24 protein-coding genes and 1 pseudogene are annotated in these 24,258 nt (G+C 71.4%); 9 read left to right on the plus strand and 16 right to left on the minus strand.

Annotated features, from left to right (window positions below; translation table 11 throughout):
- Positions 1 to 94 precede the first annotated feature (94 nt).
- The 8 genes from ACYVD5_RS00215 to ACYVD5_RS00250 all read right to left on the minus strand — a co-directional run bounded on the left by ACYVD5_RS00215 (position 95) and on the right by ACYVD5_RS00250 (position 8,166).
- Complete coding sequence (locus ACYVD5_RS00215; RefSeq protein WP_460998824.1) at positions 95 to 1,330, minus strand: cytochrome P450; 1,236 nt, start codon at positions 1,328 to 1,330, stop codon at positions 95 to 97.
- A 59-nt stretch (positions 1,331 to 1,389) separates the two neighbouring features.
- Positions 1,390 to 2,031 (minus strand): GTP-binding protein, encoded by a 642-nt coding sequence (locus ACYVD5_RS00220; protein ID WP_460998769.1) that lies wholly within the window; start codon positions 2,029 to 2,031, stop codon positions 1,390 to 1,392.
- Positions 2,012 to 2,377, minus strand: a complete 366-nt coding sequence (locus ACYVD5_RS00225) for a DUF742 domain-containing protein (RefSeq protein ID WP_460998770.1) — start codon at positions 2,375 to 2,377, stop codon at positions 2,012 to 2,014. The genes ACYVD5_RS00220 and ACYVD5_RS00225 overlap by 20 nt, the downstream gene beginning before the upstream one ends.
- A complete protein-coding gene (locus ACYVD5_RS00230; RefSeq protein WP_460998771.1) occupies positions 2,374 to 2,793 on the minus strand; it encodes a roadblock/LC7 domain-containing protein in 420 nt (139 codons plus the stop codon). The genes ACYVD5_RS00225 and ACYVD5_RS00230 overlap by 4 nt, the downstream gene beginning before the upstream one ends.
- A gap of 192 nt (positions 2,794 to 2,985) precedes the next feature.
- Positions 2,986 to 4,464 (minus strand): sensor histidine kinase, encoded by a 1,479-nt coding sequence (locus ACYVD5_RS00235; protein ID WP_460998772.1) that lies wholly within the window; start codon positions 4,462 to 4,464, stop codon positions 2,986 to 2,988.
- Positions 4,465 to 5,033: 569 nt separating this feature from the next.
- Positions 5,034 to 5,441: a VOC family protein gene (locus tag ACYVD5_RS00240; RefSeq protein ID WP_460998773.1), complete on the minus strand. Its 408-nt coding sequence runs from the start codon at positions 5,439 to 5,441 to the stop codon at positions 5,034 to 5,036.
- A 127-nt stretch (positions 5,442 to 5,568) separates the two neighbouring features.
- Positions 5,569 to 6,450, minus strand: coding sequence for an NAD(P)H-binding protein (locus ACYVD5_RS00245; RefSeq protein WP_460998774.1), 882 nt, complete (start codon positions 6,448 to 6,450; stop codon positions 5,569 to 5,571).
- A gap of 357 nt (positions 6,451 to 6,807) precedes the next feature.
- Positions 6,808 to 8,166, minus strand: a complete 1,359-nt coding sequence (locus tag ACYVD5_RS00250) for an FG-GAP repeat domain-containing protein (RefSeq protein WP_460998775.1) — start codon at positions 8,164 to 8,166, stop codon at positions 6,808 to 6,810.
- 346 nt (positions 8,167 to 8,512) lie between these two features.
- On the opposite strand from ACYVD5_RS00250, the gene ACYVD5_RS00255 reads away from it, so the two are divergent.
- The 7 genes from ACYVD5_RS00255 to ACYVD5_RS00285 all read left to right on the plus strand — a co-directional run bounded on the left by ACYVD5_RS00255 (position 8,513) and on the right by ACYVD5_RS00285 (position 16,764).
- Positions 8,513 to 9,406: a LysR family transcriptional regulator gene (locus ACYVD5_RS00255; RefSeq protein ID WP_460998776.1), complete on the plus strand. Its 894-nt coding sequence runs from the start codon at positions 8,513 to 8,515 to the stop codon at positions 9,404 to 9,406.
- 327 nt (positions 9,407 to 9,733) lie between these two features.
- Positions 9,734 to 10,804 carry a tartrate dehydrogenase gene (locus tag ACYVD5_RS00260; RefSeq protein WP_460998777.1) on the plus strand — a complete coding sequence of 357 codons (1,071 nt, stop codon included), beginning with the start codon at positions 9,734 to 9,736 and terminating at the stop codon, positions 10,802 to 10,804.
- A 73-nt stretch (positions 10,805 to 10,877) separates the two neighbouring features.
- Positions 10,878 to 11,963, plus strand: coding sequence for a tartrate dehydrogenase (locus tag ACYVD5_RS00265; protein ID WP_460998825.1), 1,086 nt, complete (start codon positions 10,878 to 10,880; stop codon positions 11,961 to 11,963).
- Between the two features lie 81 nt (positions 11,964 to 12,044).
- Entirely contained in the window at positions 12,045 to 13,211 is a 1,167-nt protein-coding gene (locus ACYVD5_RS00270; RefSeq protein WP_460998778.1) for an enolase C-terminal domain-like protein, read from the plus strand.
- 139 nt (positions 13,212 to 13,350) lie between these two features.
- Positions 13,351 to 14,346, plus strand: coding sequence for a Bug family tripartite tricarboxylate transporter substrate binding protein (locus ACYVD5_RS00275; protein ID WP_460998779.1), 996 nt, complete (start codon positions 13,351 to 13,353; stop codon positions 14,344 to 14,346).
- Between the two features lie 166 nt (positions 14,347 to 14,512).
- Positions 14,513 to 16,105, plus strand: a complete 1,593-nt coding sequence (locus tag ACYVD5_RS00280; protein WP_460998780.1) for a tripartite tricarboxylate transporter permease — start codon at positions 14,513 to 14,515, stop codon at positions 16,103 to 16,105.
- Positions 16,102 to 16,764, plus strand: coding sequence for a tripartite tricarboxylate transporter TctB family protein (locus tag ACYVD5_RS00285; RefSeq protein WP_460998781.1), 663 nt, complete (start codon positions 16,102 to 16,104; stop codon positions 16,762 to 16,764). The genes ACYVD5_RS00280 and ACYVD5_RS00285 overlap by 4 nt, the downstream gene beginning before the upstream one ends.
- 261 nt (positions 16,765 to 17,025) lie before the next feature.
- Here ACYVD5_RS00285 and ACYVD5_RS00290 read toward each other — a convergent pair whose 3' ends face one another.
- The 3 genes from ACYVD5_RS00290 to ACYVD5_RS00300 all read right to left on the minus strand — a co-directional run bounded on the left by ACYVD5_RS00290 (position 17,026) and on the right by ACYVD5_RS00300 (position 18,535).
- Positions 17,026 to 17,211 carry a hypothetical protein gene (locus ACYVD5_RS00290; RefSeq protein ID WP_460998782.1) on the minus strand — a complete coding sequence of 62 codons (186 nt, stop codon included), beginning with the start codon at positions 17,209 to 17,211 and terminating at the stop codon, positions 17,026 to 17,028.
- Between the two features lie 242 nt (positions 17,212 to 17,453).
- A complete protein-coding gene (locus ACYVD5_RS00295) occupies positions 17,454 to 17,885 on the minus strand; it encodes a tautomerase family protein (RefSeq protein ID WP_460998783.1) in 432 nt (143 codons plus the stop codon).
- A gap of 44 nt (positions 17,886 to 17,929) precedes the next feature.
- Entirely contained in the window at positions 17,930 to 18,535 is a 606-nt protein-coding gene (locus tag ACYVD5_RS00300) for a carboxymuconolactone decarboxylase family protein (protein WP_460998784.1), read from the minus strand.
- 71 nt (positions 18,536 to 18,606) lie between these two features.
- Here ACYVD5_RS00300 and ACYVD5_RS00305 point away from each other — a divergent pair, with 71 nt between their 5' ends.
- On the plus strand, positions 18,607 to 19,515 hold the full coding sequence (locus ACYVD5_RS00305; RefSeq protein WP_460998785.1) for a LysR family transcriptional regulator: 909 nt from the start codon (positions 18,607 to 18,609) through the stop codon (positions 19,513 to 19,515).
- Between the two features lie 50 nt (positions 19,516 to 19,565).
- Here ACYVD5_RS00305 and ACYVD5_RS00310 read toward each other — a convergent pair whose 3' ends face one another.
- The 4 genes and pseudogenes from ACYVD5_RS00310 to ACYVD5_RS00325 all read right to left on the minus strand — a co-directional run bounded on the left by ACYVD5_RS00310 (position 19,566) and on the right by ACYVD5_RS00325 (position 23,042).
- Positions 19,566 to 20,342: an SMI1/KNR4 family protein gene (locus tag ACYVD5_RS00310; protein ID WP_460998786.1), complete on the minus strand. Its 777-nt coding sequence runs from the start codon at positions 20,340 to 20,342 to the stop codon at positions 19,566 to 19,568.
- 112 nt (positions 20,343 to 20,454) lie between these two features.
- Positions 20,455 to 21,108 (minus strand): SMI1/KNR4 family protein, encoded by a 654-nt coding sequence (locus ACYVD5_RS00315; RefSeq protein ID WP_460998787.1) that lies wholly within the window; start codon positions 21,106 to 21,108, stop codon positions 20,455 to 20,457.
- A 108-nt stretch (positions 21,109 to 21,216) separates the two neighbouring features.
- Positions 21,217 to 21,987, minus strand: a pseudogene (locus tag ACYVD5_RS00320) (ABC transporter permease); the annotation flags it as partial.
- Between the two features lie 77 nt (positions 21,988 to 22,064).
- Complete coding sequence (locus tag ACYVD5_RS00325) at positions 22,065 to 23,042, minus strand: ATP-binding cassette domain-containing protein (RefSeq protein WP_460998788.1); 978 nt, start codon at positions 23,040 to 23,042, stop codon at positions 22,065 to 22,067.
- A 55-nt stretch (positions 23,043 to 23,097) separates the two neighbouring features.
- Between ACYVD5_RS00325 and ACYVD5_RS00330 the strand changes: the two genes are divergently transcribed.
- Complete coding sequence (locus tag ACYVD5_RS00330) at positions 23,098 to 23,784, plus strand: TetR/AcrR family transcriptional regulator (protein ID WP_460998789.1); 687 nt, start codon at positions 23,098 to 23,100, stop codon at positions 23,782 to 23,784.
- 145 nt (positions 23,785 to 23,929) lie between these two features.
- On the opposite strand, the gene ACYVD5_RS00335 is transcribed toward ACYVD5_RS00330, so the two are convergent.
- Positions 23,930 to 24,190, minus strand: coding sequence for a hypothetical protein (locus tag ACYVD5_RS00335; RefSeq protein ID WP_460998790.1), 261 nt, complete (start codon positions 24,188 to 24,190; stop codon positions 23,930 to 23,932).
- Positions 24,191 to 24,258: the final 68 nt, after the last annotated feature.

Genomic DNA, 24,258 nt, shown 5'->3' on the forward strand with positions numbered 1-24,258 from the left:
GCGGCGGCGCGCGCACCGCGCGGCCGCCGCCGCTGCCGGGCCGGTGCGGCCCCCGGGCCTGCCCAACCTTGCCGGGCCGCCAACGCCGGTGCCGCTACAGCGACCGGTTGTCGTTGGGGATGGCCGGGGTGAACTCAACGGGCAGCGAGTACAGGCCCCGCATCCACACCGACGGCCGCCACTTCAGCTCCGCATCCGACGAAGCCAGCTCCACATCGGGCAAGCGGTCCAGCAGCACCTCGACCGCGTTGCGGGCGATGACCTCCGCCAGCTCCGGCGCGGGGAACGGGCAGCCGTGTTCGCCGTGGCCGAAGGACATGTGCGCCCGGTTGGCGCCGGAGTCCAGTTGCGCTTCGGGCTGCACCCGCGGGTCGGAGTTGGCCGCCGCCAGGCCCAGCACCAGCATGTCGCCGCGCTCGACGCGCCGCCCGCCCAGCTCGCACGCCTGCACCGCCCACCGGCCGATGAAGTTCTGGGTGGGCGTGTCGCGCCACAGCACCTCGTTGAGCGCCTGGCCGGCGCTGGAACGCCCGCCCTGCAGGCTGATGGAGAACCGGTCGTCGACGAACATGTGCCGCAGCGTGTTGGCGATCCAGTTGCCGGTGGGCGCCTGCGCCGCGGCCATCATCACCAGCAGGTCGATGACGATCTCGTCGTCGGTGAGCTTGGCCGAGTGCTCCAGCAGCCGCGTGGGCACGTCCTGGCCCGGCCGCCCGTGGGCGTCGGCGACCAGCTGCTGCATGCGCGCGTGCACCCGCTGGTGCGCCTCGGCGGCATTGCCCTTGACGTCCAGCGAGTCGAGGATGTCGCGCACCAGCACCGGGACATCGGACGGCGGCAGACCGAACATTTCGGCGATGACCCGGGCCGGGATCTGATGGGCGTACTGGGCCACCAGATCGGCGCGGCCATCGCCGCTGAAGTCGTTGATGAGGTCGTCGGCGACCCGCTGGCAGATCAGCGCGAGCTCGGTGCGGTCCACCGCGTCCAGGGCGTCGCCCAGCGCCCCGGCGCGGCGCTGGTGCTCGCCGGCCTCGGCGAACATCACCGAAGGGGTCCAGCCGACGTAGGGCATCAGCGGCCAGTCGTCGGGGATGTAGTCCCACAGGTTCCACCGGCGGCAGTCGCGCGCGAACCACTGCGGGTTGCTCGTGACGTAGTGGATCTCGCGGTAGCCCATGACGAACCACGCCGGGACGTCGCCGTCGAGCAGAATCGGTGCGACCGGGCCGAAGCGCCAGCGCATGTCGTGGTAAAGGGCGGCCGGATCGTCGGCGATCTGCGGACCGTAGAACCGCACCGCCTGGTCGTGATCGGGGTATCCGGCCATCGGTACCCCCGCGGTCTCCGGCGCCTGCGGGGCGCTCTGGGGGGAATCGGAGGTGTCGGTCACGGCGTGCCCTCCCTGGCGGGCGACGGTGTGTACAGGTTGTTCAGGTGGCGGACCAGGGAGATCAGCACGGCCTTGCAGTCGTCCCTGCTCCGCGCGTCGCATTCGACGAGCGGGACGTCGGGGGCCAGCGAGAGCGCGTCGCGCAGCCGCTCCAGGTCCGGGCCGGGCTCGAACCGGTTGACCGCCACAACGAACGGCATGCCGTGCGCCTCCAGCCGGTCGACCGCATACCACGACTCCTCCAGCCGGCGGGAGTCCACGAGCACGACCGCGCCCAGGCTGCCGGCGAAGAGCTGGTCCCACAGGAACCAGAACCGCTCCTGGCCCGGCGCGCCGAACAGGTAGAGGACCTTGTCCTGGGTGATGGTGATGCGGCCGAAGTCGAAGGCCGCGGTGGTGGTGGTCTTACTGCGCACTCCCGAGGGGTCGTCGATGCCCACGCCCGCCTCGGTCATGACCTCCTCGGTGCTGAGGGGGCGGATCTCGCTGACCGTGCCGACCATGGTCGTCTTGCCCACGCCGAAGCCGCCTACGACGACGATCTTCAGCGCGTCCTGGGCGGCTGCGGGCAGCTGGTCCTCGGGCGCGGTACCGGGCCGGGCGGCGGGAGCGGGGGCTTCAGAGGCGTTGGAGTGCATCGAGCACCTGCTTCAGGGTCTCGGGGGCGGGGGAATGCGCGTGGGCCGCGGACGAGGCCGAGGACGGGTGGCGCACCGTGATGCGGCCGGTGTCCAGCAGGTCCCGCAGCAGGATCTTGACCACGCTCACCGGCATGCGCAGTTCGGCGGAGACCTCCACGACCGCGGTGGGCCGCTGGCACATCCGCAGGATCCGCACGTGCTCGGACTGCATGCCCGCCTTGGGTTCGCACTCGCTGACGATCAGCGTCACGGAGTCGAAGGCGCTTTCGTCGGCGCGGCTGCGCCCGCCGGTGACGGTGTAGAGGCGGTCCGGGTCTTCGCGGTCGATCGGTTTGGGGTTCATGATGCGGGGTCACCGCTGTACTGCGGCATCCGCGGATCGGCGGTGAGGTAGGAGCCGAGCTGCTCGACGAGCTCGTTCATGTTGTGGCCCACCACGCCGACCTCGGTGTCCTCCTCGGCGACCACGGCCAGGTGGGCGCCCGCCCCCGCCGGGACGATGAGCAGGACACCGCCGGCGAACTCCACCATGGCCTGGCCGGAGGTGATCCCGTCGCCGAACTCGGCGGAGGCGCTCAGCGACAGGCTCTGGATCCCGGCGGCGATGGCGGAGAGCTGGTCGGCGCGGTCTCCGTCCAGCTGGGAGGTGAAGACCATTTTCAGCCCGTCCCTGGACAGCACAAGCGCATGCCGAGCGCCGGGGGTCTTCGCGAGCAGGTTCTCAAGCAACCAGTCAAGGCCGCGGTCTGCTGTGCTCATGGGATCTGTGCCACTCCTCGGTTCAGTGGTTGCGGGGGGTCGGGGCCGTGCGCGACGGCGCCCCGCACTGGTGCTGCGGGCGCTCCGGCGCCCTGGTGTCGCGCTCCGCGCTCGTTAGCGGCCGGGGGCCGGGACTGCGTTGAGCGGGAATCAGCGGGAATCAGCCGGTTTACGCGGGCCGGTGCCCGGCGGTCACGGGGACGTGTCCTCCGGGCCGGTCTCTCGCCCGCGGGCGGTGCCGGACTGGCGGAAGGCGGCAAAGCGGGATCCGGGGTCGCCGCCGCGGTCGCGCTTGGGCTCGGTCCGCGGCGCATGCTGCTGGGTCTCGGCGTTGGCCAGTGTCTGGCCGCGGCGCCGCTTGGGCAGGTTGCGCTCGGCGCCGGAGGGGCCTTCGGCGGCCTCCGCAGCCGAGGCGGGGGCGGCGACCGCCGCGGGCTGGGGTTCCCGGGGCGGGGGCGGCGGAGCGGGCATTTCGAGGTCCTGCCGGGGTCGGGTGATCAGGTGCTGGGGAATGAGCACGACGGCGCCGGTACCGCCGCGCGAGGACGGCCGGAAGCTGACGGTCAGCCCGTACTTGGCGGCGACCCGGCCGACGACCGCGAGCCCCATGCGGGTACCGGACATGTTGGTGAGGTCGTGGGGCTCGGAGACCAACTGGTCGGCGCGGCGGCGTTCGCGGGGGCGCATGCCCAGGCCGCTGTCCTCGACGGTGACCATGATCCCGGTGTCCTCCTCCTCCACGTACACGTGCACCTCGGTGTTGTGCGCGGAGAAGTTGGCGGCGTTGTCCATCAGCTCGGCCAGGGCCTGCATCGCACCCTCGGCGGCGTAGCCGACGATCGCGGCGGTGCTGGTGGAGTGCACCCGCACGCGGCGGAACGCGTAGATACGGCCCATGGCGCCGCGCAGGACGCTCTCCATGACGATGGGCTTGGTCCAGCGGCGTCCCGAACGGCCGCCGCTGAGAAGCGCGAAGCTGTCGGCCAGCCGGCCCATCTGGGAGACCTGGTGGTCGAGTTCGAGCAGGTCGCCGAAGACGCCGTCCTGGTCGCCGTAGCGGTCCTCCAACTCGCGGAGCTGGGCGAGCAGGTTGGTGACCTGCGCCTGGACGCGGGCCGCGGTACCCGCGCAGGCGGCCATGGCCGCCGCGCCGCGCCGTTCGGCCTGGCCCAGGGTCTGGCCGAGCTGGACCAGCAGGGAGCGCAGCGCCTCCTGCGCGGGCTGGGACATATCGGCGATCGCGGCGTCGGTGGTGGCGCCCGCGCTGATGCGGCGGCGCAGGTCGGGGATGCCGTCGTGCGCGAACTGGCGCAGGTCCTGCTCCAGTCCGGCCATCTCGTGCTCGGCTCGGGCGACGCGCTCCTCGGCCCGTGCGGCGCGGTCGCGGCCGGCGGCGGCCGCGGCGCTCTGGTACGTCGCCACAGCGGTCGCCGCCGCCAGCAGCACGCCCATGACCGAGCCGACCACGGTCATGAGCGGTTGGGATCCGGCAGGTACGGCGTAGACGACCCAATACCAGGCGACGGCCAGCACGATTGCCGCGGCACAGAACGCGAGCACGGCCAGCATCGCCGGCGAGCTCGGTGGGTTCGGTGATCGCTGCGGCCCGCTCGCCTGGGCGGTCTGGGGTGAATGGTGCGGCTGGTCTCTTTCGGATACACGTGCTGACATCGATCAGGTCCTCGTCGGCTGTTGGAGGCAGGCGGAACCCCGGCCCGCATCGGACCCCAGATCCGTTGCAAGGCAAGACGGCCAGTCCCGGTGCAGCCAGTGCGACGGCCAATGGGGGTGATCCGAAACTTACCGTAGCCCACTCCGGACACGTAGCGGCAATCGAGCGCGAAATCCGCATTCGGCACCGGTTCCTGCTTTTCAAGCCCGACAAACTTCGTTTATCCGACAAATTTGTCCGACAAGCACCAGTGTTTTCGGGCATGCTGAAGCGCGCACGTTCCGACTCGTGAGTAGGTACCTACCGCACCCGCCGAGGACGGACCGCGCTCGGCGGCCGGCGGGTCCGCTCGGCGGCCTTGCCCGCGGCCGACCACAGGCGACCCGGACTGAAAAGCAGCGGCAACGGCCGCGGGCGGCGGGGGCGGGCGGTCACCGGTCCCACCGCAGGCGGCCGGGGCGGCGGCGCACCGACCCTGCGGAAATGCCCGGATTCCAAGGCTGGGACAGGCATTTCAGCATGACCATCGCCGGAAACCCGAGCGCCCGCCCGGGAACTCTCCCGCTCCCTAAGAAGACCCCATGGCACTGGGGTCCATGTACACGTACTCCCACAGGTGGCCGTCGGGGTCCTGGAAGCTCCACCCGTACATGCCCGGCCCCTCGATGGGCTCGTTGGCGGGGCTGCCGCCCGTTGCCAGCGCCTTGTTCACCGTCTCGTCGACCTCCTCGCGGCTGTCGGCGGAGACGGCGATGATCGCCTCGGTGGAGGCTCTGGCGTCGGCGACATCCTTCTTGGTGAAGCTCTGGAAGAAGTCCTTGACCAGTAGCATCACTATGGCGTCGGAACCGACCATCATCGCGGTGGCGTTCTCGTCGGTGAAGTCGGGGTTGAACTCGAAGCCGAGCCCCGTGAAGAAATCCACGGAGGTCTGCAGGTCGGCGACGGGCAGGTTCACAAACATCGTCTTTGCCATGCTGCGAAGCTAACAAGCGCCGCTGACATTCCCCCCAAACCACGGCCAAGTGTTCGCCCGGATCGTCCCACTCCAACCCACTGCGCCCCCTGCGCCGCGCGCCCGCTCCCCCGGACCGCGCCCCGGTTCAGGCGCGGGCGACCGCACCGCCGGCGCGGTCGGCGGCCCATTGCCGGAAGCTGCGCGGCGGCACGCCGGCGACCTTCTCGAACGTGTCGGTGGTGGACTCCGGCTGCTCGGCCATGGCGGCCTGGCCCTGGACGATGTCCTGGGCCAGCTGCGCGGGCAGCCCGTCGGTGATGAAGGCCTGCACCGCTTCCTCTGCGGACAGTTCCTCGAAGCGCGCCGGCACGCCCAACTCCTCGCCGATGATGCGGGCCTGCTCGGCCTGGGTGACCGGCTCGGGCCCGGTGATCTCGTAGGACGCGCCGGAGTGGCCGGGTTCGGTCAGTGCCCGCACCGCGACCTCGGCGATGTCGGCTTCGTGGATCAGCGGCCGCGCCAGTTCCGCGAAGGCGGCGCGGACCGTGCCCGTCGCGCGGATCTGCGGGATCCAGCCCGCCAGGTTGGCGGCGAACCCGCCCGCCCGCACGAACGTCCAGTCCGCCGCCGACTTCCGGATCAACCGCTCCAGCAGCATGTGCGACCCCAGGATGCCTTCGCTCGGCGCGTCGGGACCGTCGTGCTCGGGCAGGCCCATCGCCGACAGGTAGACGATGTTGCGGGCGCGGGCGGCGATCGCCGGGATGGCTTCGGGGGCCGCCTTGTCGGCCTCCAGGCTCGGCCACACCAGGAACGCCGCGTCGATGCCTTCGAGCGCGGGCCCCAGGCTGCCGGGGTGGGCCAGGTCGCCTGCGACGGCCTCGGCGCCCTCCGGCAGGTCGGCCCGTGCGGGGTCGCGGGTCAGCGCGCGGACGGCGCGCCCCTCCTCTTCCAGCAGCCTGCGCACGACGTGCTTGCCGACGTTGCCGGTCGCCCCGGTGACCAGGATCGGGCGGTTCTCTGCCATTGGATTCCTCCGGTTGTGTGCGATTGCGGTTCTTGCGCTGTCCGTGCCGCGTGTGGCGGCCGGGGCGCGCGGCCTCGGCCGGAACCTGTGTGGAACCGGCCGGTCCGCGCCCTCACATGCACAACCCTGCTCCCTCAACATTGGTTTAGGTCAACTCGGAATCCGCGGCACCGTGCACAGCCCGCCGACGCGCCCGCAGTCAGCGACCGGGCAGCGCCGGCCGCGCCGCACGGGCGGCGGCACCGATCGGCGCCGCCGCCCGTGTCGGAAAGCGCCCGAGCCCTATTCGGCCCGCCGGATGCCCCATCGCGGGTAGGTGCGGCCGGTCTACCCCGGCCGCACCCACCCGCTCCTCGTTCAGAACCCCTTCGTGGTGAACCGGTTCGGTTTGGTGGCGAATCCGTTTTCGGTACCGCGGTAGACCGCGAACGCGGAATACGAGTCCGGGCCGCCCTCGTCCGCGTACGGCTCGAAGAGCAGCAGGTCGGCGGTACCGTCGCCGTCGTAGTCGCGCAGCTCCCCGGGTTCCCAGCTGAAGTCCGCGGAGTCTCCGGCCTCGGGGGCCGCCAGCTCGACGGTGGTGGCCCGGGTCAGCCCCTCGGGCGACCCGCCGAGCAGGGTCGCACTCCAGCGGTCACCGGCCGGTCCGGGGTCGACCACGGCGTCGTCGTAACCGTCGCCCTGCACGTCGGCGGTGAGGACGGTCTCGCCGAACCCGTCGGCGTCCTTGGCCTTGCCCGCTACGCCGGGTGTGGCGCGGGTGATGCGCGCCGGCTCGCCCGTTGCGAAGCCCGCCGCACCGGGGTAGACGTCCACGTAGCCGGGGTGCAGTTCGGGGTCGTCGGCGCCCTCAAGGTTCTCGTTGTTGGGTATCCCGTGCGCGCCGATGAGCAGGTCCGTCGCCCCGTCACCGTCGAAGTCGCCGGACTCGGCCTCGTGGCCGGGCGGGGTGTCGGCCAGGCGCTCGGCCGCGGGCCCGTCGCCGTCCGATGCCAGGACAATGTGGGGGGCGGGCGACTCGTCGTACTGGCGGAGGATCATCAGGTCCATGGCGTCGTCGCCGTTGGCGTCGAAGGCGTCGATCCGGTCGGCGGTCAGGCCGTCCTCCGCATCGAGCGGCAGCGGCAACTCCTCGATCGCGCTGGGCGCACCCGAGCGGTCGAACGGGCCTCGGACGAAGGAGGCCTCGTAGCGCTGGGGGTCGGTGTCGAGGCGGAAGCCGAGCAGCGCGATGTCGACTGCTCCGTCGCCGTCGAAGTCGCCAACCGCCCGATCGGCTCCTATTCCGTCCTTGGTGGAACCGTCCGCGTCCCACGGCAGCGCGACCGCCTTCTTCGCGAGGCCGTTGGGACCGCCCCACACCAGGTATCCGGTCTTGGACCACACGAGCATGTCGGTGAACCCGTCGCCGTCGAAGTCGGCGGTCCCGCCCGTGGTTAGCCGGTTGCCGCCGGACGTCTTGTCCGGCGGGATCTGCAGGCCCTGCTGGGTGCGGACCACGCTGCGGCCGGGCTTGAGTCCGCCGGGGCCGCCGAGCAGCGCGCCGACGTAGGGCTCGCTGGTGTAGCTCGCGCCCTGCCAGCCCTCCACCGCGTAGTCGGCGTATCCGTCGCCGTTGAAGTCGACGTCCGGTTCGCCGGTCGGGGCCGGGTGGTCCGGACCGGGCGCGGCCGGGTCTGCAGCGGAGCCGCCGCCGCAGGCGGTCAGCAGGCACACGGCGGCAGCGGCGGCAGCCGGGAAGGCGGTGCGGCGGCGGGGCCGGCCGGCGGGTGCAACGCGGGGGGCGGATAAGCGGGAAAGGATGGGGGCCTCCAAGTCGTCCGGACCCTCATTCGACTCCGGAGCTACACTGCCGGTTCACCGCGAAGCAATCTCGTTTTCGGCACGGCTGCCGATCCCCCGCGCGTCCCGGAGACCCTGGGACCGGGCGGTATACCGGCCGGTGCGCCGTCGGGCCGGCCAACGGGCTTCGATAGGTTGTGCCTATCGACCGCGGCGGCTCCCACCGGCACGGGCACGCGCACTGCCTGGAATACGGGAACACGCGAACACGGGATGTCGTATGGACACGCGCCAACTGGAGTACTTCCTCGCGATCGTCGACCACCAGGGGTTCAGCCGGGCGGCGGTGCGGATGCACGTCGCCCAGCCCTCGCTCTCCCAGGCCATCCAGCGCCTGGAGCGCGAACTGGGTGCGGCGCTGTTCCACCGGGTAGGGCGGCGCGTGCAGCTCACCCCGGCGGGGCGGGCCATGGTCGAGCCCGCCCGCCAGGTGCTGCGCGGGCTCGACACCACGCGCGCCAGCGTGGAGTCGATCAAAGGGATGCTTTCGGGCGAGGTCGACATCGCGGCGATGCCCTCGCAGGCCGTCGAGCCGCTGACCACCATCATCACGCGGTTTGCCGAGCACTACCCCGGCGTGACCGTGAACGTCTCGGCGGTCTTCACCCCGCCCGAAGCCATCGACATGGTGCGCGAAGGCGCCTGCGAGCTGGCGCTGGTGGGTTCCGGCGACCCGCTGCGGCCGGTGGGGGTGCAGGAGCACCCCGTCGAGGTGCAGAAGTTCATCCTCGTGGCACCGCCGGACCATGCCTTCGGCGACCGCGGGCGGGTCCACTGGGACGACCTCGGCGGGCAGCGCGTGATCGCCGCGCCGACCGGCAGCCGCCAGCGGCACATCGTCGACCGCATCCGCGCCGACGGCACCGACCTGAAGATCGCCGTGGAAGCCGGGCACCGCGAGGCGATCCTGCCGCTGGTGCTCAACGGGGCGGGGGTGGCGGTGCTGACCGAGTCTTGGACCCGGACCGCCCGCAGCGGCGGCGCTCAGGTGTTGGATCTGGATCCGCCCACCTGGATCCGGATCTCGCTGCTGAACCGAGACGCGCCGCTCACGCCGGCCGCGCGCGCCTTCCGCGACATCGCCCTGGCCTCGGCGCACAACACGCACCGATAGGGGGTGTGCGGTGGCGGCTGCCCGCACGCCGCGGCGCCCGCACCCGCTACCCGCCGCCCGGACCGGGCCCCGGAAAACAGGTGCCCGCATCGCGGATGCGGCCGCCGGAATCGCTTTCCCGCAGACGTTCGCACTGCCTCCCATAGGCTCCGCCTATCGATGGAATCACCAATGGCAGTTGGACATTCGACTCATTATTGAATTTAGATGTCCACCGAGTGAACCAGGTCATTCCACGTCGTTTGCGACCCGGTCAGCGGTGTCCGCGGCGGCGCTGTGCCGGGAAATCGACGGCGCGGAATCGGCCCAGACGTGTGGGGAGACGGTGTGCAGCGCTTTGAAATCGCGGTCATTCCCGGAGACGGGATCGGCAATGAGGTCATGCCCGAAGCCCTTCGGGTTCTTGAGGCCGCCGGTTCCCGCTACGGGGTGGAATTCGCGTTCCGCAACTTCGACTGGAGCTGCGAGACCTACCGGCGGACCGGCCGGATGATGCCCGAGGACGGCATCGACCGGCTGCGCGGCCACGACTCGATCCTGCTCGGCGCCGTGGGCTACCCCGGGGTTCCCGACCACGTGTCGCTGTGGGGCCTGCTCATCCCGATCCGCCGCGAGTTCGACCAGTACGTCAACCTGCGCCCGGTCCGGCTGCTGCCGGGGGTGACCTCGCCGCTGCGCGATGCCGCACCCGGCAGCATCGACTTCTGGGTGGTCCGCGAGAACAGCGAGGGCGAGTACTCCACGCTGGGCGGCCGGCAGAGCGAGGGCACCCCCGGCGAGATGGTGATGCAGGCGTCGGTGTTCACACGGCGCGGCACCGACCGCATCCTGCGCTACGCCTTCGAGTTCGCCCAGCGGCGCGAGCGCGCGCTGGTGACCTCGGCGACCAAGTCCAACGGCATCTACCACTCGATGCCCTACTGGGACGAGCGCTTCCGCGCGATCGCCGCCGAGTACCCAGGCGTCGCCACCGAGCAGGAGCACATCGACATCCTCACCGCCAAGTTCGTGCTCCAGCCGCAGCACTTCGACGTCGTCGTCGGCAGCAACCTGTTCGGCGACATCCTCTCCGACCTGGGCCCCGGCGTCACCGGAACCATCGGCGTCGCCCCGTCGGCCAACATCGACCCCCAGCGCCGCCACCCCTCCATGTTCGAACCCGTGCACGGGTCGGCGCCCGACATCGCCGGCCGCGGGATCGCCAACCCCATCGGGCAGATCTGGTCGGCGGCGATGATGCTCGACCACCTGGGGGCCGCCGAGGCCGCGGCCGGGATCCTCGCCGCGGTTGAGTCCGTGCTGTCCGCGCCCGGGGCGCCGCTGACCCCCGACCTGGGCGGTTCCGCCGGCACCGAGGACCTCGGCAAGGCCGTTGCGGCGGCCGTCGCCGCCGCCTGACCCGGCGCCCCTCCCACTTTGCCCCGACTCAGCCGATGCCACCGCAGGCAGCAAACGCAGAAGGAGCCCTGCCATCAGCGCCCCACGCCCACTGACCATCGCCGCCATCCCCGCCGACGGGGTGGGGCCCGAGGTCGTCGACGCCACCCGCACCGCGCTGGCCGAGCTGGCCCGGCGCGGCCCCGAACCCTTCGACATCACCTGGCGCGAGTTCGACTGGGGCTCGCAGTACTACGCCGAGCACGGGCGGATGATGCCCGAGGACGGTCTGGACCGGCTGCGCGGCCTCGACGCCGTCTTCTTCGGTGCGGTGGGCTGGCCGACCGTGCCCGACCACGTCAGCCTGTGGGGTCTGCGCCTGGCCATCTGCCAGGGGTTCGACCAGTGGGCCAACATCCGCCCCGTGCGGTTCCTGCCCGGCGTGCGCAGCCCGCTGCGCGAGACCCGGGGCGACGACGGCGGCGAACTGGACTGGGTGGTGGTCCGCGAGAACAGCGAGGGCGAGTACGCCGGGCTGGGCGGACGCAACCTCGCCGGCCGCGGCCCCGGCCACGAGGTCGCCGTGCAGTCGGCGCTGTTCACCGAGACCGGGTGCGAACGGATCATCCGCTACGCCTTCGACCTGGCCCGCACGCGCGACCGGCCCAAGGTCACCGGTGTCACCAAGAGCAACGCCCAGCAGTACGGGATGGTGCTGTGGGACGAGGTCTTCGACCGGGTCGCCGCGGACTACCCCGACGTCGAGGCCGAGCGGGTGCTGGTCGACGCCATGGCGGCGCGTTTCGTGCTGCAGCCGCAGAGCCTATCGGTCGTCGTGGCCTCCAACCTGCACGCCGACATCCTCTCCGACCTCGGCAGCGCGCTCGCGGGCAGCCTCGGCGTGGCCGCCAGCGCCAACCTGAACCCGGAGCGCCGCTTCCCCAGCATGTTCGAGCCGGTCCACGGCTCGGCGCCCGACATCGCCGGCCAAGGCCTCGCCGACCCGATCGGCGCGTTCGGCAGCGCGGCGCTGATGCTGGACCACCTGGGCCTGCCGCAGGCGGCCGCAGCGCTTGAGCGGGCCATCGCCGAGGTCACCCGCGACGGGGTGCTCACCCCCGACCTGGGCGGCCGCGCCACCACCGACGACGTCACCAAGGCGCTGATCGACCGGATGTGACCGCGGGCGCGCGGGCCGCGAACCGCCGCGGGCCCGCGCGCCGGGTTTCCCGATCAGCCACCCACCACTACAGGGGCGACATTGCGCATCACCAAGATCACCCACAGCGAGGCACCCATCGCCTCCCGTATCAGCAACGCGGTCATCGACTTCTCCCGCATGACGGTGTCGATCGTGGCCGTGCACACCGATCTCGTCGTCGGCGGCGAGCCGGTCGTGGGCTACGGCTTCCACTCCAACGGCCGCTACGCCCAGTCGGGCATCCTCGCCACCCGCATGCTGCCGCGGGTCGAGGAGGCGCCCGCCGAGGCGCTCACCGACCCCGAGACCGGCCACATCGACCCCGTAGCGGTGCACCGGGTCGCCATGGCCAACGAGAAACCCGGCGGGCACGGCGACCGCGCCGTGGCGGTGGGCACCCTGGACATGGCCATGTGGGACGTGGCCGCCAAAGCCGCCGGGCTGCCGCTGTTCCGGCTGCTGCACCGGCGCTTCGGCACCGGCCCCGAACCCGCGACGTCGGTGTGGATCTATGCCGCGGGCGGCTACTACCACCCGGACAAGCCGATCGAAGGGCTGCGCTCGGAGATCGGCGGCTACCTGGAGATGGGCTACCGCGACGTCAAGATCAAGATCGGCGGCGCACCGCTGGCCGAGGACATGCGCCGGATCGAGGCGGTGCTGGAGCTGCTGCCGGCGGACTCGCGGCTGGCGGTCGACGCCAACGGGCGTTTTGATCTGCCCCAGGCACTGGAGTACGCGCGGGCGCTGAGCGACTATGACCTGATGTGGTACGAGGAGCCCGTCGACCCGCTGGACTACCGCTCCCATGCGGTACTGGCCGAGGAGTACCCGGGCGCCCTGGCCACCGGCGAGAACCTGTTCTCGGCCGCTGACGTGCGCAACCTGCGCCGCTACGGCGGCCTGCGCCCGCGGCGGGACGTCCTGCAGATGGACCCCTCGCTCAGCTACGGGGTGGCCGAGTACGACGCGATGCTGCGCGACCTGGCCCTCGGCGGCTGGACACCGGCCAACTGCTGCCCGCACGGCGGCAACCAGATCAACCTCGCCATGGCCGCGGCCTTCGGCTTCGGCGGGTGCGAGTCCTATCCGCAGGTTTTCGAGCCGTTCGGCGGCTTCGCCGAGACCACGCCCGTCACCGGCGGCCGGGTGGAGCTGCCCGAGGCCCCGGGAATCGGGATCGAACTCAAGCCCGCGCTGCACAGCATGCTGCGCGAACGGCTGTGAATCCTGCCCTCCGCCGCCAGGCGGGGGCAGGCGACGACGGCCGCGGCGGTCCGCCCGCCGCGGCCCGCGGGGCGGCGGCCGCCCGCCGTCCCAGACCCCCCATCTCCGTTGTGCCGCTCCGGCACGAGGAGGAACGACGATGCAACCTTCACGCAGGGCGTTCCTGGCCGGTCTGACCACGGCCGCACTGCCCCTGCCGCTTGCGGCCTGCGCCACCCAGAGCGCACCGGCCGGAGGCGACATCTCCGCCTACCCCTCCCGCAGCCTCACCTACACACTGCCGTTCGACCCGGGCGGCGAGTCCGATATCACCGCCCGCCTGCAGCAGCAGCCGCTGGAGGATGCGCTGGGGGTGTCGGTGGTGGTCAACAACCGCCCGGGCGGCGGCGGGGCGGTGGGCTGGTCGGAACTGGTCCACCAGGCCCGCCCCGACGGCTACCTGGTGATGGGCGCCAACCTGCCGCACGTCATTCTCCAACCCTTGGCACGCGACCAGGCCGGCTACGAGACCGACCAGATCAACTGGGCCTACATCTTCCAGAGCACCCCCAACGCCCTTGTGGTCAGCGGCGATAGCGAGTACCGCAGCGTCGGCGACTTCATCGGCCGCTCCACCGAGACCGAGCTGAGCCTGGGCGGCAGCGGCGCCTTCAGCGCCAACCACATCGGCACTCTGGCGCTGGCCGACCAGTCCGAGGGCAAGCTGACCTACGTACCCTTCAGCGGTACCGCGGCGGCCTCGCCCGCGCTGCTGGGCGGCCAGGTCGACGCACTGATGACCTACAACACCGAGGCGCTGAAACTGCAGGACAAAGGCATGCGGGTACTGGCCATCGCCGCCGAGGACCGCGTACCGGAGTTCCCCGACGTGCCCACGCTGCGGGAAAGCGGTTTCGACGTGGTCGAGGGGGCCTGGCGCGGAGCCGCGGTCCCGCCCGATACGCCCCGCAAGGTCATCGACGTCCTCGCCGACGCGTTTGCCCAGGTCAACCAGGACAAGGCGTTCCTGAAGAAGGCGAAGAGCCTCGGCTTCCACATTGAGGACATGGGCCCGGAGAAGGCGGTGGAGTTCACCCGGGAACGCACCAAGCTGTCCGAGGACCTGCTGCGGCGCTTCGACATGCTGAACGGCTGACTCCCCCGGCCCCGCCCCATGGGGCCGCGGCTTGCCGCGGGTGCAGCCGGCCGGCACCGGAACAGCGCCGGGACCGGCACCGGCACCCGCCGCGGCGGACGGCGACACGGGTACTACCCCGGCGCCGTGTCCGCCCCCACCTGCTCATCCAATGCCAGGAGCAACCATGTTCCCCGGTTTCGACGAAGCTCTTGCGCAGGTCGCCACCCCGCAGACGCTGCTGCTCTGCCTGGTGGGTGTCATCGCCGGTATGGCGGTCGGCGCCACCCCAGGGCTCAGCGCAACAGTCGGCCTCGCGCTCCTTCTGCCCATCACCTTCACCCTCGACCCCGCCCGCGGACTCGTGCTGATGGGCGCGTTCTACTCGGGCGCCATCTACGGCGGCGCGTTCACCGCCATCCTGGTGAACTCGCCGGGCACACCCTCATCCATCGCGACGACGTTCGACGGCTACCCCATGACCCGCAAGGGCCGCAGCGAGATCGCGATCATCGCGGTGACCACCGGTTCGGTCGTCGGCGGCCTGGTAGGTGTCGTCGCCCTGATGCTGCTCGGGCCGGCGATCGCCGACGTCGTGCTGGCGTTCGGCCCCCAGGAGTACTTCTGGCTGGGGATCTTCGGCCTCACGATGATCGCCGGGCTGGCCGCCAAGTCGCTGATCAAGGGGTTCGCCGCGGGATTCATCGGGCTGCTGATCTCCACCATCGGCATCGCGCCGGTGGGCGGCGACGTGCGGTTCACCTTCGGCTTCACCCAGATGCAGGCGGGTGTGCCGCTGATCGTGGCACTGATCGGGTTCTTCACCGTCCCGGCGATGATCGACCTGATGGTCGACCCGGGCTCGCGGGCGGCGGCGATGCGCCGCGAATCGCGGCAGCGCCAGCGCGGGCTGCTCATCCGCACCGTCCGCGACGTGCTCTCGCGACCGCTCAATCTCGTGCGCTCCGCGGTGATCGGCACCTTTGTGGGGATGCTGCCGGGCGCCGGGGGCAACGTCGCCAACCTGATCGCCTACAACGAGGCCAAGCGCGCCTCCAAGAAGCCCGAGGAGTTCGGGACGGGCAAGGTCGACGGCGTCGTCGCCCCCGAGACCGCCAACAACGCTGTGGTCGGCGGCGGCCTGATCCCGCTGCTGACCCTGGGCATCCCCGGCGCACCGGCCGACGCGGTCATCTTCGGTGTGCTGATGCTGCACGGGCTGCGGCCCGGCGCCGACCTGTTCACCACGCAGGGGTCGCTGACCTTCACCTTCATCCTGGCCCTGGGGATCTCCGCCCTGCTGCTGGCACCGGTGGGCCTGATCGTGGGCCGCGGCCTGCAGCGGGCCGTGGTGCGCACGCCCACCACCTACCTGGTGCCCGCGATCGCGCTGCTCACCATGATCGGCGCTTACGCCGTGCGCAACAACGCGCTGGACGTGGTGATCATGCTGGCGCTGGGCGTGCTCGGCTACGGCCTGCGCCACCTGGGGCTGCCACCGCCCGCGGTGGTGCTGGGCGTGGTGCTCGGTCCGATCATCGAGGCGGGGCTGGGCCAAGGGCTGCTGACGGCGGGCGGCGACGCCTACCCGTGGCTGTCGTTCTTCACCCGGCCCATCAGCGCCTGCATCGTCGTGGTCGTGCTGGTCGCGCTGCTGTGGCCGATGTGGAGCCGCTTCCGGGCAAACCGGGTGGCGCGCGTGCAGGCCGCGCAGGCAGCGGGGGCCGCAGCGGCCGCCGGTCCGGCGGCGGACGGCACCGAAAAGGAGGGCACCAAGTGAGCCACACGCGACGCGATCTGATCGCCGCCGCCCTGATCCTGCTGGTCACCGCGGTGTTTTGGACCCAGCAGGACTTTACGACGGAAACCGACGTGATCTTCCCCCGCTTCGTGCTGGCGGTGCTGACCGCGCTGGGCGTGGCCATCGCGGCCACGGCCCTGGTCCGCGCCCGCAAGGGCGGGCGGCAGGATGCCCAGGCGGCCGGCGGGAACCCGCCACCTGAGGCGGGGCAGGCGGAAACGGACAGGTCATCGGAACCGCCGGCAGCGGCGACGGCGGAGGCGACGGAATCGGACGGACCTGAGCCGGCCCCGGAGCCGGGAGTCGCGGTGGCGACCGCCGACCCGGCCGACGGACCGGCGGAAGAACCGGCCGCCGAGCCCGCCCCCGAGCAGGAGGGCCCGCGCCCGCGCTGGATCCTGCCGGCGGCGATCGTCCTCCTACTCTCCTGGAGCGTCGCTTTCGGCCTGTTCGGCATCACCCTCAGCGGCGTGGTGGCCTTCGTGGCCGCCTCAGTCCTCATCCGCCGCGGCTTCGGCCCGCCCCGCCGCCTCCTCCTGGACATCGGCGTGGCCGCGGTGGTCGCCCTGTTCTGCTGGGCGGTGTTCACCCGGGTGCTCTATGTGCCGCTACCCGTTTCGGTCATTCTGGGAGTCTAATTAATCCTGCCGAAAAATTATGGGTAGCCAGGGTCCCGCACAACCTTCACTCACCACTTGCGCGCGCCCGGCTCCACCCTGGAATCCAGGGATCGGAGTCGGGCGCCGTCGGTGTTTCCGCGGTCAAGACCGGCCACACCCCGCTCCCCGAGTCCGACCGGGCACATGAGCGGCGCCCCCGGCCGCGGTGCGTGAATGCAGCGGTCCGGGGGCGCCTGCGGGTCAGGGCGGAGGGCCGGTCGCAGCCGGCTGCCGCGGGGGTCAGTCGCCGAGCGGGTTCTTCCAGGTGCCGTTGCCCCAGGGCGAAGGCCAGCAGCCGCCGGTCGCGGGCTTCGGTGCGGGTGCGGGCTTGGCGCTCTTGTTGGTCGCGCGGATCGCGCGGCGGATCCTGGGCGAGCGGACCGTCTTGCGCTTGGGCGAAAGGCCCCAACTGTCCGGGTTGATCATTAATCCACCTCCAGGCCGGTCACCAGTATGGACAACTCGGTACATACGGCAACGTTTCAGCTGTTTCCAACATAGCACCAGCGTTTCCAGCGGGCCGGGGCTGCGCGCTGCCCCGGAACCCCGCCGCACCGCCGGAAACGCTCCGCCGCGGGATCATTGCGCGCGCAGCCTGCAGCGCGGCGGCGACAACCCTGGAAGCTGCAAGAACCGTCGGTACTCCCGGGGCGGGACGGTAACGCGGATCAGTTCCCGGCAGCGGTTTCGGCAGGGGCATCGGTCATGCGCGCGTCGTAGCCGGTTTCGGGGTTGACAACGCGGCCGGCGGCCCACCAGTTCTCGCGGGCCGTTTCGAGGACCACCATCATGACGTCCTCCTCGGGGACGTCGGCGAACCGCCGGAGGTTGCCCACGATCGCCTGGAACAGTTCGTTCTTCTGCTCGGCTGTGCGCTGGTTGAAGGACAACTGGATGAACATGGTGTGCTCGCTGCGCGGCAGGCCGAAAACGACCGGCTGCATGTGGAAGTTGTCGGGTGAGACCTCGTGGAAGACGTGGAATTGGTCGTCCTCGGGGATCTGCAAGACGTCGACCATGGCTTTGTGGATGGCAGCGGATACGTTGCGGCGGTACTCGGGGGCGGTTCCCCGGCGCAGGTGGACGTTGATCAGCGGCATTTCCGTTCCTTGTCTTTCTCGTGCGGTTTGGTGCGGGGTGCGGGTCAACCAGCGGGTGCGGGGATCTGGAAGCAGGTCAGCAGCGCGCTGGTGTTGAGGTACTGGCCGATGAGGTTGACCAACGCGACGAGCCCGTCCGCGCCGAACGCGGCCACCGCGTCGGCGTAGAGGGCTGGTGGTACCCGGTGGTCGCGGACGAGGGCGGTGGCCAGGCGATGGGCGACATCGGCCTCGGCACGCAGGCCGCGGGGCGTGTCGCCGCGCCGCAGCGCCTCGATCGCGGCCTCGGGCACGCCGGCACGCACGGCGGCCGCGGTGTGGGCGTAGAGCGCATACTCTGCCTGCCACTGGGCGGCCACGGCGAGTATGACCACTTCGCGGACATCGGCCGGGATGCCGGTACGCGCGATCGCCTGCACCCACTCCAGCAAGGGCATTGCTATGCCCGGCTTGCGCAGCATGGCGTTGAACGGGCCGATCAACCGCCCGTCGGGAAGCACGGTCAGGTAGCCGGCCTCGTCCGCGCCGGGCAGGCGCGTGGTCCCGAGCCTGTCGTAGACGGCGCGCTGCGCCTCGTCGAGGCCGTTGGGAAACAGGAGGGGCAACCGGCCTCCCAGTTCGGAGGCCCGGTTGGCGGATTGTTCGTTCACGCTATTCACGCTAGAAACGCCGCTGCCATTCCGCCAACGAATGCTGTGCATGGCGGATATGCTGTCCGCTCATGGACGTCACACTGGTTGGGCTGCGGGTGCTGCGCGAGGTGGCCGAGCGGGGCACCTTCACGGCTGCGGCCCAGGAGTTGGGCTACACGCAGTCGGCCGCCTCCCGACAGGTGGCAGCCCTGGAGCAGGCCACCGGCGTTCGGCTGTTCGACCGCTATCCCGGCGGCGTGCGGCTGACCTCGGCGGGCCGTTCCTTGCTGCAACACGCCGTGACCGCGCTCGATGCGCTGGATGCGGCCGACCGGGAGCTGCGCGGAGCAGAGGACGAAACCGGCCCGGTGCGGCTCGGCTTCTTCCCCGCCGCCGGAGCGGTGCTCGTGGCAGGCGCCCTGGCGGCCCTGCGCCGGGAGCACCCCCGCGCCCGGGTGACCACGCGGGAGGGCACGACCCCATCACTGGTGCGGGCGCTGCGCACCGGCACCCTCGACCTCGCCCTGCTGACCTCCCGGCCACCGCACCGCTCACCCGACACCGACGATCCGCCCCTGCGGGTGGAACCGCTGATCGAGGACCGCCTGGTCCTGGCGGTGCCGGCCGGCAGCCGCTTCGCCGACCGCGCCGGCGTCACCGCCGAGCAGCTCGCCGGTGAGACGTGGATTGCCGGCCCGGCAGGCAGTGACCAGCCGCTGCTGGGCGTCTGGCCGGGCTTGCCCGGGCGGCCCCGCATCCACCACGCCGCTCGCGACTGGCTGACCAAACTGCACCTGGTCGCAGCCGGAACAGGTATCACCACCGTGCCCTCCACGCTGCTGCCGGCCATCCCGCCCGGCGTCCGCCTCATCAGCATCGACGACCTGCCCGAGGAACAGCGCCGCGTCAGCCTGGCCCGCCTGCCCGGCCCCACCCCGCCGCCGGCCCAAGCCCTCATCCGCTCCCTGCGCCAGCAGGCCGCCGACCTCGCCGAATAGCCGGCCGGGATATCGATGCCGGCGGGCAGGGCGGGGCCGGTGCCGCCGGCTTACTCGTAGGGCAGGGCAAGGGAATTGGTCTCCATTGCCGCCCCGCCGCCCCAGGTCAGCGGCTCCCCGGTCAGGTTGCCCGCAATGCTGCCGGTGCCATGGCCGGCGCGGGCTGCAGCGCCCGCCGGCGGTTCGGCTTCCCCGGCTTCGTCGTCCGCTTTTGCGTCCTTCCTTTCGACGTCCGCAACCTCCTCCGCCAAGCGTTCATAGTTTTCTCGGAAGAGCGCGCCGAAGTCGGTGAACTCCCAGAAATGTCCTTCGCCGGGCATGAAATCATAGACGGGGAATTCACCGTCCGGGCCGGCCTGCGCCGGGTCGAGCAACCACGTAAACCCGTCGCCGTCCGCAACCACCAGCGCCCGCTCGAACAGCGACACCGGAAATGGGTCCTCTCCCGTTTCCCAAACGCGGCGGTAAATTTCGATGAGGTCCTGGCCGTAGGTGGTGTCGCGCAGCAAATGGATGTCCCCGCACCCGAAGACCTCTTCGACGTTGCAGGGATGGGCCCAGCCGTCGCTCGTGTACAGGAAACCGCGCAGCGTCGGCGGCAACCGCACCCCCAGCCGCTCTTCGGCCATTGCGATATCCTCATCGTCCGCGGGGTCGCGGCCCAGCCAACGCGTCCGCCACTCCTCGGTGGTTATGTGGGGCCGCGTGCGCTCGTCGGCGATGCGCAGGTAGAGGTCGCAGTACGTCTGCAGAAACACGCGCCATTCCTGCGGTGTGGTGGGTTTGGCGGGCTCGGTGGCGCTGCCGGCCGCGTCGTCGTCGTTCATACCAATCGTCCTGTCGTTCCGCCGGGCTGGTTACCGGCGAAGCATACGAGGCGGCACCGACACCCGCTCACCGCTCGAAGACGCCGCGGCCGGCCCCGCGGGCTCCGCCCGCCTACCGCGCGCCGGGCGCTGTTCGAGGGCCGTCTGCGGTGCACCGCACCAGGAAGTCGCAGCCGTCGCGGAACAGTGCTGCGAAGTCGGTGAACTCGTCGAGAAAGCCGTCGCCGGCCAGGAACGCATAGGCGGGCCACTCCCCGTCCGGAGCGGCCCGTGTCGGGTCGAGCAACCAGTGCTCGCCGTCGCCGCTGCCGACCTCCAGCGCCCGCTCGAACACCCGCACGGGCTCGGGTTCCCCGCCGTCCCATTCCCCGTCGTCGGCCGCGCCATCGTCCGGAACGCCGAACCCGTAGATCTCGATCAGGTCCTGACCCGCGTCGCTGTCGCGCAGCCAACCGATCTCCGCGCACGCGTGGACCTCATCGACGGTGCCGCCGCCATGCCAGCCGTCGCAGGTGAGCAGGAAACCGCGCAGGGTCGGCGGAAACCGTACCCCAAGCCGCTGCTCGGCCGCCGCGATGTCTTCCTCGGCCGCCGGATCGCGGCCCAGCCAGCGCGTCCGCCACTGTTCGGCGGTGATGCGGGACCGCACGTACTCGTTGGCGGTGCGCAGGTAGAGGTCGCCGTGTCTTTGGAGGAAGCGGCTCCATTCCTGCGGGGTGGTGGGTTTGGCGGGCTCGGCAGCGCTGCGGGCCGCATCGTCGTTCATGCCGATCGTCCTGTCCTTCAGCCGAGGGCGGTTGCAAGCGAACAGTACGAGCCGGCACCGACACCCGCTCCCCCGCCTGGAAGCACCGCGGCCGCCCCTCGCAATCGGCTAGGCCCGGATACGCCCCATCGCGCGAATACCCAGCAGGGCGCCGACGGCGCCGAACAGCAGAGCCACCGCGAACCCCAGCAGCACCGCGGGCTCGGCCGCGCCGCCGGTGAACAGCGCCCGCTGGCCTTCGACCACGTGGGCCAGCGGGTTGATCCTGGAGACCGCGAACAGCCAGCCGGGCGCGAGCTCCATCGGGAGCAGCGCCCCCGACGTGACGATGATCGGGGTGTATACGATCGACACCACACCCCAGAAGGCGTAGGAGTTCTTCAGCAGCAGCCCGACCGCCAGGGAGCTGATGCCCAGGGCCGCCGCCAGCGTGGCGAGCTGCAGCAGGGCGACCGGCATACCCAGCGGCTGGAGTTGCAGGCCGAACGGCACAGTGGCGGCCACAACGATCAGCGACTGCACCGCGACGACCACGACCACCCGCAGCACCCGGCCGGCGAGCAGGGCGAACCGGCTGACCGGGGTCACGAGCATGCGTTCCAGGGCGCCCGAGTCCCGTTCCTCCTGGAACCCGGCGCCGATGAACGCGCTGGTCGTGAAAACCATGAGCACGAGCATGCCGGGCACGAACCACTGGGCAGTCCCGGCCTCGGGCATGCCCGGGAACCCGCTGAGGGCGGCCACGAGCGGCCCGAAGAGCGCCAGCAGCAGCAATGGGTCGGCCATCGCCTCGATGTAGGGCCACGGAGTGCGGAGCTTGGACCGGATCTCCCGGTTCAGCACCGAACCGGTGGCGGTGAGCACGCTCATTTGCCATACCTTTCTGTCGTTCTGGCGTCGCGAGCGCTGACCGGTTGCGGCAGGTGGTCGCGGGCGGCGGCGGACCGGTCAGCCGGTCAGCCCTCGCCCTCAGCTCCGCCTTCCCGCAGTCTGCGGCCGGTCAGGGAGAGGAAGACGTCGTCGAGGGTGGGCCGCTGCACGCGGGTGCCGCGCAGCCGGATACCGGCCGCGTCCATGGCCCGCACGACCTCGGGGGTCACCGTGTCGCCGTGGGCGACGCGGAAGCGGACCGTGCCGTCGACGGACTCGACGTCGTGGGCGGTCGGGACCGCACCGGCGATATCGGCGGCTGCGCCGGCGGTACCGGAGTCGGCGTCTTCGGCGAGTTCGACCGTGAACAGGTCGCCGGACACCTTGGACTTGAGCTGGTCCGGGGTGCCGTCGGCGATGATGCGGCCGTGGTCGATGACGATAACCCGGTCCGCGACGGAATCGGCCTCATCGAGGTAATGGGTGGTCAGAAAGACGGTGGTCCCGTACTCCCGGTGCATCCCCAGCACGTGCTCCCACAGGTTGGACCTGCTGTGCGGGTCCAGGCCCGCCGACGGTTCGTCCAGGAACACCAGCTCAGGACGGTGGACCAGCCCCATCGCGATGTCGAGCCGCCGCCGCTGGCCGCCCGAGAGCGTGGCCACGTCGCGGTCGGCCTGCTCGGTCAGCTGCAGCCGCTCCAGCAGGTCGGCGGTGCGCTCTTTGGCGGTTGGCCGGTCCAGTTCGTAGAAGCGGCCCTGCGAGTACAGCTCCTCGCGCACCCGGAGCCCGCCGAAGGAGCCGTTGCCCTGCCCGATGTGGCCGATCCGGCGGCGCACGCCCACCGGGTCGCGCGCGATGTTCCGGCCGGCGACCACCGCCTCGCCGGCCGTGGGCGCCAGCAGGGTTGTGAGCATGCGCAGCGTGGTGCTTTTGCCCGCCCCGTTCGGCCCCAGGAAGGCGACCACCTCGCCGGGGTCGACATCGATGTCGACATCGCGGACCGCGTGTACCTGCTCCCGGCCGAGGGTGAACCGGCGGGAGAGGTTCCTGGCGTGAATCATCTCGCCCCCCTTTCGTTCCGTTTCGTAACGAAACATATCCGCTAGACTAGGGGGCATGCAAGCTCAAGCTCCGCACAGCCGCGCCGGCGCTCCCCTGCGGACGGGGCGGCCCCGCAACGCGCAGATCGACGCCGCCGTCACGGGGGCGACGTTCGACGTACTCAACGAGTCCGGGTACAGCGGACTGACAATGGAATCCGTGGCGCGGCGCGCGGGGACCACGAAACCGGCGATCTACCGCCGCTGGCCCACGCGCCAGCACCTGGTACTGGCCGCACTCGCCGAACGCCTCGGCCAGGTCGAGGCGCCCGACACGGAGTGCACCCTCTGCGACATCAGCGAGTGCATCTCCCTATTCGCGTGCGTCTTCGACCGGATGCCGCCCGATGTGCTGGGGCCGCTGCTGGCCGACTGCGCCGGCGACCCCGAGCTGCGCGCAGCGTTCATGTCGGCGCTGTTCGACCCGCCGCGCGCCGCGGTCGACCAGACCCTGTCGCGCGCCCTGCAACGAGGCGACCTGCGTGCGGACACCGACCGGCGGCTCATCCTGGACCTGCTGGGCTCCCTCGTGCATTACCGGGTGCTGTTCGGGCACGCGCCGATCACCGGGGAGGAGGTTGATACGGCGGTGCAAACGCTCCTGCAGGGCGTGGCCGCCGACTATCCGGCGCTGCTCGCACACGCCCTCCAGCAGGAGAACGATGCGCAGAGCCACCACCGCCACGGCGGCGGGGAGGGATGACACCCGGCACCCGGCTTCGCCGGGCAACTCGTGCACCCGGGGGCGGTACGCCGGTCGATCGGGCGGGTGAATCCGGGAGGGAGAACCGCAGGCGGCGAGGGCTGCGCCCGGGGACCACGCTGGCACAGCGGCTCTAAACAACGCTTTACAACAGCACGGCCGCCGCGCCGACCGCATAGGACACCAGCGCGCCGGCGAGGGCCGCGAGGCCGTAGGCGGCCGGCGCCGCCGACCAGCCGGGCAACCGCTCCGGGCGGCGGTGGCGCGGTCCGGTGGCCGTGCGGCAGTGGACACGTACCGGTTCGCGGCGCGGGGGCCGTTCGCGGTCGGCGCGCGCCGCGGTGCGCATCCACGCGGGGGTTTCGCCGTGGTCAAGGCGGTAGGCGACACGGGGGTTGCCGCGCATGTGGGCGAGCATGGCGCGGGTGCGCGCCGACAGCGGGGGCGGCACGGCATGCGGCGCGGGTGGTTCGG

It is taken from the genome of Streptomonospora sediminis, assembly GCF_054778995.1.